The sequence below is a fragment of the Kitasatospora sp. GP82 genome (genome assembly GCF_029892105.1).
In the GTDB taxonomy this organism is placed as follows: domain Bacteria; phylum Actinomycetota; class Actinomycetes; order Streptomycetales; family Streptomycetaceae; genus Kitasatospora.
Map to the genome: position 1 here is coordinate 56137 of NZ_JARZAJ010000002.1, position 12904 is coordinate 69040.

At 71.1% G+C, this 12904-nt stretch carries 11 protein-coding genes; 7 read left to right on the plus strand and 4 right to left on the minus strand.

Features of this window, described 5'->3' with window-relative positions; translation table 11 throughout:
• Nucleotides 1-59 precede the first annotated feature (59 nt).
• Complete coding sequence (locus tag P3T39_RS01930) at nucleotides 60-920, plus strand: cupin domain-containing protein (protein WP_280695478.1); 861 nt, start codon at nucleotides 60-62, stop codon at nucleotides 918-920.
• A gap of 318 nt (nucleotides 921-1238) precedes the next feature.
• Nucleotides 1239-1544, plus strand: coding sequence for a DUF6087 family protein (locus tag P3T39_RS01935; protein ID WP_280695479.1), 306 nt, complete (start codon nucleotides 1239-1241; stop codon nucleotides 1542-1544).
• Nucleotides 1545-1646: 102 nt separating this feature from the next.
• Here P3T39_RS01935 and P3T39_RS01940 read toward each other — a convergent pair whose 3' ends face one another.
• Nucleotides 1647-1913, minus strand: a complete 267-nt coding sequence (locus P3T39_RS01940) for a winged helix-turn-helix domain-containing protein (protein WP_280695480.1) — start codon at nucleotides 1911-1913, stop codon at nucleotides 1647-1649.
• Nucleotides 1914-2216: 303 nt separating this feature from the next.
• Between P3T39_RS01940 and P3T39_RS01945 the strand changes: the two genes are divergently transcribed.
• Nucleotides 2217-2609, plus strand: coding sequence for a hypothetical protein (locus P3T39_RS01945; RefSeq protein WP_280695482.1), 393 nt, complete (start codon nucleotides 2217-2219; stop codon nucleotides 2607-2609).
• A gap of 1039 nt (nucleotides 2610-3648) precedes the next feature.
• Here P3T39_RS01945 and P3T39_RS01950 read toward each other — a convergent pair.
• Nucleotides 3649-4038 carry a hypothetical protein gene (locus tag P3T39_RS01950; protein WP_280695483.1) on the minus strand — a complete coding sequence of 130 codons (390 nt, stop codon included), beginning with the start codon at nucleotides 4036-4038 and terminating at the stop codon, nucleotides 3649-3651.
• 59 nt (nucleotides 4039-4097) lie between these two features.
• On the opposite strand from P3T39_RS01950, the gene P3T39_RS01955 reads away from it, so the two are divergent.
• Together P3T39_RS01955 and P3T39_RS01960 are read left to right on the plus strand one after the other, a co-directional pair.
• Complete coding sequence (locus P3T39_RS01955) at nucleotides 4098-5522, plus strand: SWIM zinc finger family protein (protein WP_280695484.1); 1425 nt, start codon at nucleotides 4098-4100, stop codon at nucleotides 5520-5522.
• On the plus strand, nucleotides 5519-8143 hold the full coding sequence (locus P3T39_RS01960; RefSeq protein WP_280695485.1) for a DUF6493 family protein: 2625 nt from the start codon (nucleotides 5519-5521) through the stop codon (nucleotides 8141-8143). The genes P3T39_RS01955 and P3T39_RS01960 overlap by 4 nt, the downstream gene beginning before the upstream one ends.
• Before the next feature lie 368 nt (nucleotides 8144-8511).
• Here the strand turns inward: P3T39_RS01960 and P3T39_RS01965 are convergent, their stop codons facing one another.
• Entirely contained in the window at nucleotides 8512-8814 is a 303-nt protein-coding gene (locus P3T39_RS01965) for a hypothetical protein (RefSeq protein WP_280695486.1), read from the minus strand.
• Between the two features lie 734 nt (nucleotides 8815-9548).
• The gene (locus P3T39_RS01970; RefSeq protein ID WP_280695487.1) at nucleotides 9549-10346 is read right to left on the minus strand and encodes a maleylpyruvate isomerase family mycothiol-dependent enzyme; all 798 of its coding nucleotides are present in this window, start codon (nucleotides 10344-10346) and stop codon (nucleotides 9549-9551) included.
• Between the two features lie 524 nt (nucleotides 10347-10870).
• Here P3T39_RS01970 and P3T39_RS01975 point away from each other — a divergent pair.
• Both P3T39_RS01975 and P3T39_RS01980 read left to right on the plus strand, forming a co-directional pair.
• The gene (locus P3T39_RS01975) at nucleotides 10871-11215 is read left to right on the plus strand and encodes a hypothetical protein (protein WP_280695488.1); all 345 of its coding nucleotides are present in this window, start codon (nucleotides 10871-10873) and stop codon (nucleotides 11213-11215) included.
• A 473-nt stretch (nucleotides 11216-11688) separates the two neighbouring features.
• A complete protein-coding gene (locus P3T39_RS01980) occupies nucleotides 11689-12594 on the plus strand; it encodes an oxidoreductase (RefSeq protein ID WP_280695489.1) in 906 nt (301 codons plus the stop codon).
• Nucleotides 12595-12904: the final 310 nt, after the last annotated feature.

Consider the following 12904-nt stretch of genomic DNA (forward strand, 5'->3'; position numbering starts at 1 on the left):
CCCAATTGAGGTGGGGCGGTCGCCCCTCTTGCCCCACCTTACGAGAAGGGAGCGCCACCGTGCAGACTGCACTTTCAAGGCTGGTCACCGACCCGGACACCTTTCGGGCCGCGTGGCCCTCGGTGCCCACGGTGTACGACCGTGATGCGGCGGACCTGCAGCAGCTCGCCACCAGGCAGGCGGCCCGCGAGATCCTGGGCGACCCGGATATCCGTCCGGGCGGGTTCGGCATGGTCCGTGACGGCGTGCTGACCGCCGAGCGGCCGTCCGCTGACCACCCGACGGACACCCTCGTTCTCAACGGCCTGCACCGGTCCTACCCGCCGATCATGGAGTTCTGCAAGGAACTGTCATCCATGCTTGGCCACCCCGTGACGGGGAACTTCTACCTCACCCCGGCCGACAAGGCGCGGGGGTTCGGGTGGCACTGGGACTGTCATCACGTCTTCATCGCGCAGGCCGAGGGCGCGAAGGAGTGGCGGCTGTTCGCCCCGACGTTCGTCAACCCGCTGGAGCACCACAACTGGTCGAAGATCGGGTTCTCGCCGGAGGACAAGCTCCGATTCGCAGTGGACGCCCCGGACTTCTCGGTCACCCTCCGGGCCGGGCAGGTGCTGTTCATCCCGCGCGGGTGGGTGCATGCCGGGCAGAGCACCGAGGAACACAGCCTTCACATCACCTTCGGTGTGCAACTCCTGACGAGGCACTGGGCGTTGCGCAAGCTCTGGGAGCTGGGCGAAGACAGCGAGGCCCTGCGCGAGGCGCTTCCGCCGAACCTCGGTGGGCAGGACTTCACCAGGCTGGCTGGCGGACTGGTCGAGATGTTCCGCGACTCGCTGGCCGAGCTTCCGACCGATACGGTCGCTCTGCGGCTCCGCTCGGCACAGCGTCTCTCGGTGCTCGGCCAGGAACCCAAGTAGAGCGGCGGATCAGCGGAGCATGGCGGGGCGGAAGAACGGCGGAAAGCACCGTAGGCGGTGCCAGTGGTCCGGCTGTCAGCACTACGCGACTCTGCGGGACTTGGACACCGGAAAGGACTTCTGCCTTAGCTGCGCCCTCGCCATGCTCTACGCGGCGGAAGACCCGATCACCAACTTTCGGGAGTTCGACGACTCGACCGCGTACGCCGAGGCTCTGAGGAAGCGCCCAATCCTCGGGCTGTTCGGCTGGCCCGGCACTATCCCGCCGGACGACGCTGGCCGATAACCTCGGAGTGACGCCGAGCGAGAGGATCAGCCGTGCTCGAACCCGACGACGAACCCATGTCCGACTGGTACGCCGCGCGTGCCGACTGCACCCGGCCGCCGGGAACACGAGACGCACTGATACTCGCATCGGACGTACGACGGGGGCACCTGTTCCAAGACACCCCGCGCCTGGTGGTGGAGTGGGACGGTGGGCAGTGGCAGCCGGTAGGTGTGGCCGACACCTACGCCGACGCCTACCCGATGATCGTTCGGCGTGGTACCAGCTTCGCCCCACCTCAGGATGACACCCCTGTTGCTCTACTGCGCAAGGGCAACGGGCGGCACCGCAGGAACTAGGCGACTTGGACCCAAGCAGCGCGCGGTGCTTCCTGGGATTACGCCCTCGCTTTCGCTGCGATCCCCGGCCTCGTCCCGCTGCTGTTCCCGGCAGGGCGGGGCCTACTCGTTCCCGTCGACCTGGTCGACGCGCTCGGCGACGAACGTGCCTCGCTGCGGACGGGTATGAACCCACCCCTCGTCCCGTAGGTACTCGACTGCGTGGCGGGCCGTGTTCCGCGCGACGCCGTACGTCTGGATCAACTTTGCCTCGGACGGCACGCGACTTCCGACCTTGAGTTCGCCGGACCGGATAGCGCGGATGATGTCCGCTGCAATCTGCTGGTACGGGTGTTCCTCGGCGTCAGGGTCGATCGGAGTTGCGTCCATACGGAGAGGGTAGGGCGCCAAGAACGTCCCCGCGCGTTCTGGTACGAGCCTGAACGTACCTAGACGTACCTATAGGAGTTAGGTACGGTCGGTGACACAAAGAAACCCCCGGAAGCCGATTAGGGCCGGCGACCGGGGGCGAATCGTCGACAGCTTTAGGGAGCTGCCAACATGTCCGACCTTACATTCTGGGCCTGGTTCTACACATGCGCCGGAGCCTTGGTGCTCGCGTTCGCCTCGGCGCTATACCTGAGCGCAACGAACGCCCCCACTGGCCGCCACCGCGCTGGGGCATCTCGACCCATGCGGGTGGAGCTGGACGGGCTCCGCGTGCCGGCCTACTACCGCCGTACCCCGGAGCCGTTCCCGGCGACCGCGTCCGAGCTGAGTCCGGCGCCCGTCCACCTGCCGACTCCCGAGCGAACCCCGCCGGTCAGTCCGACCCGGCAGCAGATCGAGGCAAGGGTGATCAAGCGGGAGCAGCGGGCACGTCTAGTGGTCGAGCCGGTCGTCGAGCCGGCGGCTACCCCCGAAGCCGAGTACCGACCGATCACCGGCCGCGTGGTCCCGCTCTGGGACAGGACAGAGGAACGGCTGCGACAGGTACGACTCCAAGCCCTCACGGCATTGGCCGAAGGACTGCCCGATCCTGAGTACACATACGAGGGCGCGCACTGCCTCGGGGCGGTGGCGTGATGACCCTCGCCGCCACCAGGAAGCCCGCATGCGGCGCACCACGCCCCGGACAATCCGACGGCGCCCCGTGCAACCGTGAGCCGTTCCACCGGGACGACCACACGAACGCCCTCGGTGAGACGTGGCCCCGCCTCGCCCCGGTGCACTGCGCCCGGTGCGGCGCAGCCGTTCCCAAGCCAGCCCCGATCGGCTACCAGGAAGCCCCGAGCGGCCCCGGGCACACCCTGTGGGCTTGTTCGCCGACCTGCCCCGAGTAGCCCCCCGCCAGGCCAACCGACACAGCCCCGTCCAGCACCCGGGCGGGGCTTCGTGCATCCGGGGCGTGGGGGCTGCTTCGCACCAGAGGCGGCCGACTCTGCGCTACGGTGCGTCACGAGACCCATGGGCAGTGAGCGCCAAGCTCAGGCCGTGGCCTCATGATCATCTGTGTTGTCACGTCAGCACACGGGGGCATCCGGCAGCACTCGCCAGCATCGAGCAACATGCACACTGTGGCGGTTTGTCCGGATTCCGAGCATCGTCGCAGGTCAAATCTGGGCAAAAGACGAGTTCGAATCTCGTATCCTCCGCCGGCAGATGGCCCGGACCGCACAGCGGTCCGGGCCATCGTCGTTTCTGCTCCTGGGACCGCCGTCACTCCTGGTTGGCTGGTCGGCCTGCCCCCTACCGCCGGTCGCCAGCGACTGCCCGCCGGAAGTGGCACCAAGCGGGGCCCCGCGTCTGTCCCCTTCCTGATCGACCTGTCGGTACGGCTCGCACGGACGACTGTCAGCACTGTTGTCCGGGTCTCGATTTCGCAACTCCGGGTGTTCGCAGAGGCAATCACGCTGGACCATTGCCTTCCGCAACCGTTCGGTCGCCGACCGTGGGAGAAGTACATGGTGGTGCCGACGGGACGAACCGAGGGTGAGGCCCGTCCTGTTGTACCGATTCAATCCACCGCCAGGCTGGCCCGTTCCCCCACCGGGCTGGCTTCCCCCACCTGGCTGGCAACCCCCATCCAAGGCGCTTCAACGACGTAAACGACGTAACGTCATCGCTACAGAGCCTCGTCCCGGATCTCCTGCGCGGTCATGTAGAAGCGGGTGCTGAAGGAAGGCAGCACGCGGGCCAGCTCCTGGAACGCGACGGCCGGATCGCCGGCCTCGGTCTCCTCCAGGAAACGGACCAGCCGGCGGCGCAGCGCGTCCGCCAGGCCGAGCAGGCGCCGGGCGTCACCCTCCCAACGCTCCTCGGCCGGGACCGCTGCAACGCGTGCAGCAGGTGCAGCAGCCGGGATGACAGCAGCGGCGGGATCCGGCGCAGCAGCAGCAACGGGTGCAGCAGGATCCGGCTCGGGCGGTGCAGCGGCAGCAGCGCCCGGTGCAGCAGCGGGTGCAGCAAGTGCAGCGGCCTCGGCCTCACGAGCCTTGACGCGGGCCCGTTCCACCTTGCTCTTGCACGACTTGGCATCGCGTGCTGTCTGTGTCCTGATCTAGCGTTCCTCGCATGACGCAAGCCGCTCACATATACAGCTACCTGCGGTCCTCCGTGCTGGACGACCGGCGCGGGCGCCTCGGGCTGGAGACTTCCGGTGGGGCCACGCCGTTCGGCGAGGCCGCCCATCCCCGTTTCTTCGAGGGGATGCTGACGGCCCCTTCGGCCGCGGCCGCCGCGCTGTTGGCGGTCGCGGACGTGGCCGCCGCGCGCTACTTCCAGCCGCAGCTGCTCGCGTCGCTGGATCCGGTGGTCACCGCCAACGGCGATCGGCTGCGCTTCGAGTCCTTCTCCGGCTGCTGCGGTGTCTACGCCCGCCTCGACGTGCTCGAGTCCGGCGTCGACGGCGGCGAGATCGGGCACGGTACCACCAATGTCGACGTCAACATCCCGTTGCGGGACGCCCTTGGGCGGCTCGGCCCGGCCGAGCCGCTGCGGCTCGCGGTCGGTCCGGAGTCGCTGGAGGTCACCACGCTGGACGGGCCGCTGGTGGAGAAGAAGGTCCCGCTGCCGGACCGCTGGCTGCGCGGCTTCGCCGAGACGCAGGTGGTGGCCGCCGGCTTCGATCTGCGCGCCGAGCTTCCGGCCGCCGACGCGGTCCGCTTCCTGCGCACGCTGACGGCAGGCGGGCGCGATGCGACAGGCCCGACGCGGTGGGTCGTCCCGGCCGGGCGGCTGCTGCGGCCCACCAGCCGGCCCGTGCCGGGTGCGGTCTGCCTGCCGGGCGCGCAGCGGCTGGTCGCATTGCAGCGGGTGCTGCGCCACGCCCGCGGGCTGCGCGTCTACGGCCCGGTGCTGACGGCCGGGGACACCCGGCCGGCCAGCTCAGCCTGGGAGGTCGAGCTGCCCGGGATGCGGCTGACGCTCACCCTCTCGCCCGAGGCGGCCCGCGGCTTCTCCGGCGAGGGCGGCGTGCTGGACGCGCTGGCCTTGGCCGGCGGCGAGCAGGACGCGGACCTGGTCGCGGCGCTGCTGGCGTGGGAGCCGCGGATCGACGTGGCGGAGCTGGCCGAGCAGGCGGGTCTGTCGTCGCAGCGGGTCCGCGCGGCGCTCACCCGGCTGGGGACGGCCGGGCAGGTCGGTTACGACGCCGCCGAGGCGGCCTTCTTCCACCGTCAACTCCCCTACGACGCGGGCCGCGCCGAGGCCCGCAACCCGCGGCTGCGGGCCGCCCGCGCCCTGGTCGCCGCGGGAGCTGTCCACCCGGAGGCCGACGGCGGCGCACTGGTGCACGTGGAGGACCATGTGCAGCGGGTCCGACGTGCGGCGGACGGCTCGCTGGGGTGCACCTGCCTCTGGTGGGCCAAGTACCGGGGCGGGCGCGGGCCGTGCAAACACGTGCTGGCGCTCGGGTTGGCGACACAGGCCGCTGCCCCGAACAATGCGGCCCCGAACAATGCGGCCTCGAACGATGTGACGGAGGTTTCGGCGCGATGAGCCTGCTGGACTGTGTGGACCGCGGTGATGTCGACGGTGTGGTGGCCGCGCTCGCCGGGCTCGGCCCGGCGGAGCGCCGCGCTCTGCTGCCCGAACTCACGCGCCGCCAGAAGGAGCTCTCCGCCGACTGGTGGAAACGCTCGGAGGACTGCAGGCTGGCCCTGCTGGTGGCGGGGCTCGGCTGCCACACGGCGCCCTCCGCCGCGTTCTCCTGGGTGAGCGGCAGGCCCTTCAACACCCCCTACAGGGTCTGGGAGAAGCAGGCGGTCCTGGCCGTCGTCGGCCAGCACAGCCCCGAGTGGCAGGCGGAGGTGCTGCGCCGGATCGCCGAACGGCGTCCCGACGCCTGGGCCGACTCCGAGTACCTGGGGGTCGAGCGCCTCGCCCGTGCCACGGGCCAGCCGGTGCCGACCACGGACCGCGTGGTGGTGGCGTGGCAGCAGCACCACCACTGCGGGTGGACCGCATCCGACGCACAACTGCGCGGGCTGCTGCCCCGGCTGGCCCAGGAGCCGTCGACCCCGTCGATGGTCCTCGCGCTCTTCGACATCGTCGGCATCAGGCCGGTCGGGCTGAGCCCCTCACGCAACCAGCTGGGCCCGGCCTGGCGGGCCGTGATCCTCGGGCTGATCGAGGCCGGCGTGGTCGCGCGCGAGGAGATACTCGACCGCTGCCTGGCCCGGCTGGCGCGCGGCGGACGCCCCAGCGACCAGCGCGGCTTCCTGCATCTGCTGGAAGACCTCGCACCCACAACGCAGGAGAGCGCCCCCCGGATCCGCACCTACCTGCCGATGCTGGACGCCCAGTCCACGGTGGCCGCCCACGCCCAGGCGCAGCTCGCCGAGCTGGACGCCGCCGGCCTGCTCGACCTGGAGCACCTGGTGGAGGCCTCGGCCAGCGTCTTCTTCCGCAGCGAGAAGACGCTGCTGCGCACCCAGCTCGCCTGGCTGGACCGCTCCGGGCGGCGCTCCCCCGACTGGGCCGCGGCGGCCGTGCGCGGCGCGGCCCTGGCCTTCGGGAACGCCGACGCCGAACTGCACGAGCGGGCGCTCAAGCTGGCGGCCCGTCACCTTACGGCCGCCGGGCCGGCCCTGCTGCCCGAACTGCGGGCGGCGACCAAGCTGCTGGGCCCGGCGCAGGCCGCCCGCGCGGCAGCGCTCTTCGGTCTCGACGCGCCCGCCGGCCCGGACGGCACCGCGCCCTACGAGGAAGTGCCGCCGCCGATCCCCCCACGGGTGCCGCTGGCCGGTCCCCTGGACGGGCCGGTCGCGGTCGCGCAGGAGCTTGCCGCCGTGATGCTGGCAAGCGACGAGAATGTCGCCGCCTTCGAGCGCACGCTGGACGGCCTGGTCCGCGAGTCCTACCGGGACCCCGAGTCGCTCCGGGCAACACTGAATCCAGTACTGCGGGACCTCGCGTCGCGCGAATCGCTCAGGGGGGAGCGCACCTGGCTCGGGCGGGTGGCCGCCGCGGCCGTGGGGGAGGTCCCGCCGAAGCGGGCCCATGCCATGCTGCAGGGGGAGGACCCGCTCTGGGTGAACCCCCAGGAACGGTTCCGCACCGTGCTGGCGGCCCGGGTGCAGGAGGCCGCCGCGCTGATCGTGCTGCGACGAACGCCCTTCCTCCTCGCCACGCCCAGCTACGCCTACGGCGGGCTGGAGGCAGCCGCCCTGGTGGAGCGCCTCGCCGCGCTGGAAGCCGTGGACGGCCGGGCCGGCGCGGCCGACTTCAGCCAGGCACTGCTCCGCGTCCTGCCGACGGACGATCCTTCGGTGCTAGCAGCCGCCGGGCAGCTCCGCTCTGCGGAGGGCCGGCACCTGGCCCGGTGGCTGGCCGAGGGCGGGCTGCCCGGCCAGCACACCGAGCGGCTTCCCGCCGAGGGCCGCTCGCGACCGCTGGTCACCCAGCCCGGACTCGCACCCGAGCACCAGGCGCTCCTCCACCCGGACCTGGGCCGGATACTCGGGCCGCTGGTCGATCCGGAGGGACGCCGGGTGGCGTTCGCCGTCCGGGACGCGGTCACACCCCACGCGCTCGCGATGCTGCCGTGCCACCGTGAGGAGTTGGCGGCCAGGCTCGGCAACGCGATCCTCGACGCCCGCAAGTTCTACTGGCCGAAAGGCAAGGCGCTGCTGGCGCAGCTGGTCGAGGCAGGCGGCCCGGCCGGCCCCGCCGTCCACCTCACCCTCGCCTGCGCACTCGGCTCGGCCTCGGCGCCGGAACGCACCGCCGCCGTGGACGCGCTGCTGCTGCTCGCGGCCCAGGGCGCGCTCGACCCTGACCGCCTCGGCACCGATCTCGCCGAGACAGCCCGCAACGGCACGGCCCTGCTGAGCCGCGTGCCGCGCTCCCTGCGCCAGGCCGCCGACGCGGGCGCCTACGGGACGCTCTGGGCGGTGCTGCGCGCCGCGCTGCCGGGCATGCTGACCCCGGAGCCGGTACGCGGCGTGCCGGAGCTGCTGTCCCTCGCCGCCGACTGCGCCGCCCGCATCGGTGCCACCGGCCCGCTGCCGGTGGTCGAGGCACTCGCGGCCCAGCACGGCTCCTCCCGCCTGCTGAAGGAGGCCCGAACGCTGCACACCGTGCTCACGGCGGGCCCACGGGATCGCAACGGCGGGTAGTGGCGGTGACCACCCGGACCGGCAGGTTCTGAGGGCCTGTCACGACGCCCCGCCACCCGGCGGAGCGTCACCGGGCGGCAACACGTCGGGCGGCGCCCGGGCGTGGGGGATGTGTGGGGCCGTGCCCAGATAGAAGTGGCACACGGGCGGGACGAAGCTCACCAGGTGCCCGGCGCGGTTGCGCAGCCGCTCGAGGTCAGCGGCTTCGGCCTCGCAGGTGGTGCTGGAGCTGCGCTCTCGGATGGGCGGCGAGGGCGCTGTGACCAGGTGCAACGCGGATTGCTTGATGGTCCGTCAAGGGAACCGGCGGCGGTCGTCAAGGTTTCCGGCCGCTACCTTGATGCCCAGCCACGGGCTGGACGGGCGGCCTACCCGCGGGCGAGCCGGCGGCGGCGCCGGCGCTCGCGCAGGGTCCCGGGCCGGGGGTGCTCGGCGTCGAGCATCCGCTCCAGCCCCTGCTCGCGCTCGGAGGCGGCGTGGGGATCGGCGAGGTGGGTGACGACCAGGTCCTCGCCGTCGCGGGCCAGTCGGTGGCCGGCCGCGGTCAGCACGATGTGGAGCGCCAGGGCCTGGACCGAGGCGAGGGTGGGGCGCCGGGCTTGCTCTCCGCGGGTGCAGGTGTTGATGCTGAGCACGCTGGCGGACAGCAGCGCCCCGGCGCAGCCTGCCATCGCACCTGCACTCCGCCCGGGACCGCCCCGGCGACGGCCAGCCCGGTGCCATTCTGCAGTCCCCGAGGAGGAGCCGCCGATGGTCTCGACGAGGAACACACACTGCCATTCGCTGTGCTGCAGCTATTCGTGGCGATCGTAGCCTCGCGGCTGGAAGGCACCGGAGGCGTAGACCAGCAACAAGCCCAAAGCCGACATCACGCATTCAAGTTCAGTAGTCGCTCGTTTGTTGTTGAGGACCTATCGCCTGGTCCTCAACAACATGATGCGACAGGAGGTGGCATGGCCTACGTCCTGTCCTTGCGCCCACCAGGGGGGCCGCGAACGTGGACCGTGGTGGACTGCGCCTACAAGACGGTCCAGCCGGTGGGTACACCGATGGCGAGAGCAGAGGTCGCCGCTGAGCGGGTTGGGGAGGAGAGCAGCTACCTACGGCCTACCTGACAAATGATCATCTGGCGGGTTCGTGGGACCAGGAGCGCGGCCAGGGGCGCGACCCAGAACCGCCGGCTCGCTGGATACGGAGAGCGAGCCGGTCGGCGGTTGCCCGGCTATCGATGTACTCGTCTCTGATCGTGCGGAGGTCGTGAGTTCGAGCTCTGACCAGGTAGACGGTCGGCTTGGTGACGCCCCGAGGCCGCCTCGCGGGTTTGAGCCCGGTGCCGCGACTGACGAACCTGGCGAAGAGTCGTGTCCTACCGGCTCGAGGCGCGGCCAACCGCCCCCGCTACGTCCTACTCCTCCGGCTCCCAGGCGCGGAGCAGGTCGAGCAGCCCTGCGTCTCCGTCAACGTGCAAGGAGTCGGCCGGGATACGGTCGTACAAGTAGAGGACCAACTCACTGGCCGTACCATGGATGGAGGCGCCGGCTGCGTCCGAGTCCTCGCCGGTCGCGGCAGTGGGCGCGGGGATGCGGGTGGAGCGTGCGCCGTCGCCGTCGACCGTGAGGCGCCAGGAGCGGCCCTCGGCGGTGTGGAAGTCGAAGGCCGTGGGCTTGTGCGGCCAGGCGCTGGGCGTCGCGACGCAGGTGAACAGGAACTCCTCGACACCGTCGAGGGCGACCTCGGTCGGCAGCGGCTGCGGGGCGCCCGCGGCGAGCTGGGCGTCGTAGGTGTGCACCGCGCTCTCCTGGACCCGGTGCCGGGCGACTCCGCCGGAGGTCCGCGGCGTCTGCAGGGCACTCCACCACGCCCAGCAGCCGACGTCCGGGCCCGCCTCCCGCAGGGCGCTCAGCAGAAGCTGCGTCGACGCGGCCAGCCAGGCCAGCAGGGCCTCACGCTCCCGCGGCACTTCCAGAGCGGCGCGCGCAGCGGTGGCCTCGGCCGGGGGAGCGTCGGCAGGCCCCGCGCCGACGATGGCGGCCCAGAAACGGTCTCCCCCACCCAGGTGCTTCACCAGATCGAACAGCGTCCACCCGGGGCAGGTCGGCACCTGTGCGTCGAGACTGGGCGCGGCGGCGACCGCGGCGCGGAAGGCGGTCGACCGTTCATCGATCAGTCGCAGCAGGTCAGGGAACTCAAGATTCTTTTCCACGCCGGATGTCTATCACCGTGCTCCGGTGATCGGACAGCGATTTTCACAGTCGCCGCCGGTTGGCCATTGCGGACGTCCTCGCCTCCCACCGCTCGGGTGACAAGCTGCGCACTGCTGCGAGGACGCTGGTGGTGGCGGGACGCCAGGCGTCGTGCCTGTGGGTGCTCTGGCCTCGCCGCGCGGCCGGGCACCTCGGCGACGTGACGTCCACCCGGTGCGCGCGGTCATGCTGCCGCTCGATGTGATGGACGCGGAGGTCACGACGGCGGGGAGGACCGGTCGGGTCGGGAGTTCATGTCGCGCCAGGAGAACCGGCCGGGCCGGGTCCGGCGGGTCCAGCGCCGTCTGGGCGCTGGCGGGGGCCGGGGACACCAGCCACCCGGCGACCCGAGCTTCCACCGCAAGGCATCGCTGTTGCAATGGAACAAACGTCACGAACTGGGAAGACAGCCATTTCAGCCATGCGAACCGTTGATAGCCGGAGGAGCCCCCGCCGGGGCTCCGCGCGGCTGGCCACCGGCCAGATGAAACCACCCACCCGCTCGGCGACGTCCGTAGGCCCGCCCGCCTCAGTGGCCGCCGCCCAGCCGCCGGGCCAATACCCGGCCTCGCTCGGCCTGCACTGCTCCGGCCTTCCCAGTCGCATAGCGGAGGAGGCCGAACGGCGCGTGCAGCCGCAGTCGATCGACCACCAGGGAGCCGCCGTCGCCTCGGGCCCCGCAGTCGGACACCACATGTGGAACGGCCTCGACGACAACGACCAACGGGCCGTCGCCGCGATCGCCGCGTTCCTCCAGGACACGCCGGCGCCCCTGCCGAACTACCCGACCCGCAGTGACATCGCCGCGTTCCTCCGCGACCACAAGTGACGAGGACTGGCGGCGTGCGTTCCTGAAGCTCATTGTGGCGGGCGACGACCGAACTTGCCGGCACCCAAGATCGACAACCCCAAGATCATTCACGGAAGTGCGATCAGAGCCTTGAAAATCCCCACCCTGTACTCAGGTACGGGCCAGACCTGCTCGCCTCGATTCCCCACCCCCGGCGCGCCGGAGCGCCGCGTGTCGCGTCGGGGTGAGCCGTGTCTGGCCGGTGTGGGTGGTGATCGCCTTGCCCGGGTGCGGTGGAGCGGTGCCGCCGTGGTCTATCGCGTCACCAGGACGGGCGGCGCCGTCACCGGAACGACGTCCTGATCGAACGTCTCTCGGCAGGTCCAACGGCTGGGCGGTGACGGTTCGTTCCCGATTCGGATGTGACGCTTCGCCCAGCCCGTTGACCTGTCGCAGCACCCCGCGGTCGCCCATACTCCAGGACCTGACGAACCAACGGGTGAAGGAGCACGGTGAACACAGCGGCGGCAGCAGGGACCTGGAAGCTCGGGGATCTGGAGGTGAACCGCGTCGGCTACGGCGCGATGCGGCTGACCGGCAACGGAGTGAGGGGGAACTCCGACGGCACGCCGATCGACCGCGATGTCGCCGTTCGGCTGCTGCGCGACGCGTTCGAGCAGGGCGTCAACCACATCGACACGGCCGCCTTCTACTTCTCGCCGCTGCGGTCCGCGAACGAGCTCATCAACCGGGCGCTCGCCTCCTGGCGAGACGACGTGGTCGTGGTGACCAAGGTCGGCCCAGGGCGCGATCCATCCGGTGAATGGCTCCCCATGGCGCGCCCCGACCAGCTACGCGGCCAGGTCGAGGAGAACCTGCGCCAGCTCGGCCGCGACCACCTGGACGTGGTGAACCTGCGCTGGACCGGCCCCGAGACGGCCTCGATCGCCGAGCACTTCGGCGCCCTCGCCGAGCTGCGCGAAGCGGGCCTGGTCCGCCACCTCGGGCTCTCCGCCGTCCGGCCGGAGCACGTGGCCGAGGCCCGGACCATCGCACCCGTGGTCTGTGTGCAGAACTCCTACGGCCTGGACTGGCGCCGCGCCGACGAGAGCGGACTGGTGGACCTGTGCCAGGAACAGGGCATCGCCTTCGTCCCGTTCTTCGCCATCTCCGGCCTGCGACGAGAGGCGGCCGCAGCCCAGGAACAGGACGCGCGAGTCCACACGGTCGCCCGCGCCCACGGCGCGACGCCGTCCCAGGTACGGCTTGCCTGGACCCTCCACCGTGGTCCGCACGTACTGGCCATTCCCGGCACCACGAACCCGGCGCACCTCGCCCAGAACATCGCCGCCGGCGCCCTGCGCCTGACCGAGGAGGAGCTGACCTTCCTCGACAAGCCGGACGAGGGCGCCACCTGAGCCCCGACGAGTATCCGGGCCCCGGCCGGGGTTCAGACAGACAGGGTCTGAGCTGCGACGAAGCATCAACACGCTCGGACTCGGCACCGATAGGCTTCCTGCCAGTCCTTCCTCGAGGCACTGCGGTCGACTCCGGCCCCGGTTCTTGGTCTCAGTTTTGGTCTCATTCATCGCCGTTCAGGCCGGTTCAGCCGCCTACCCAGCGGCCGGAAAAACGCAGGTCAGGACGTGTGCGACCCTGCCGAACGGCACCCCGCAGAATTGGAAAGCGTGTTGGGGACAACCCCTCACGACTTCGAATCTCGCATCC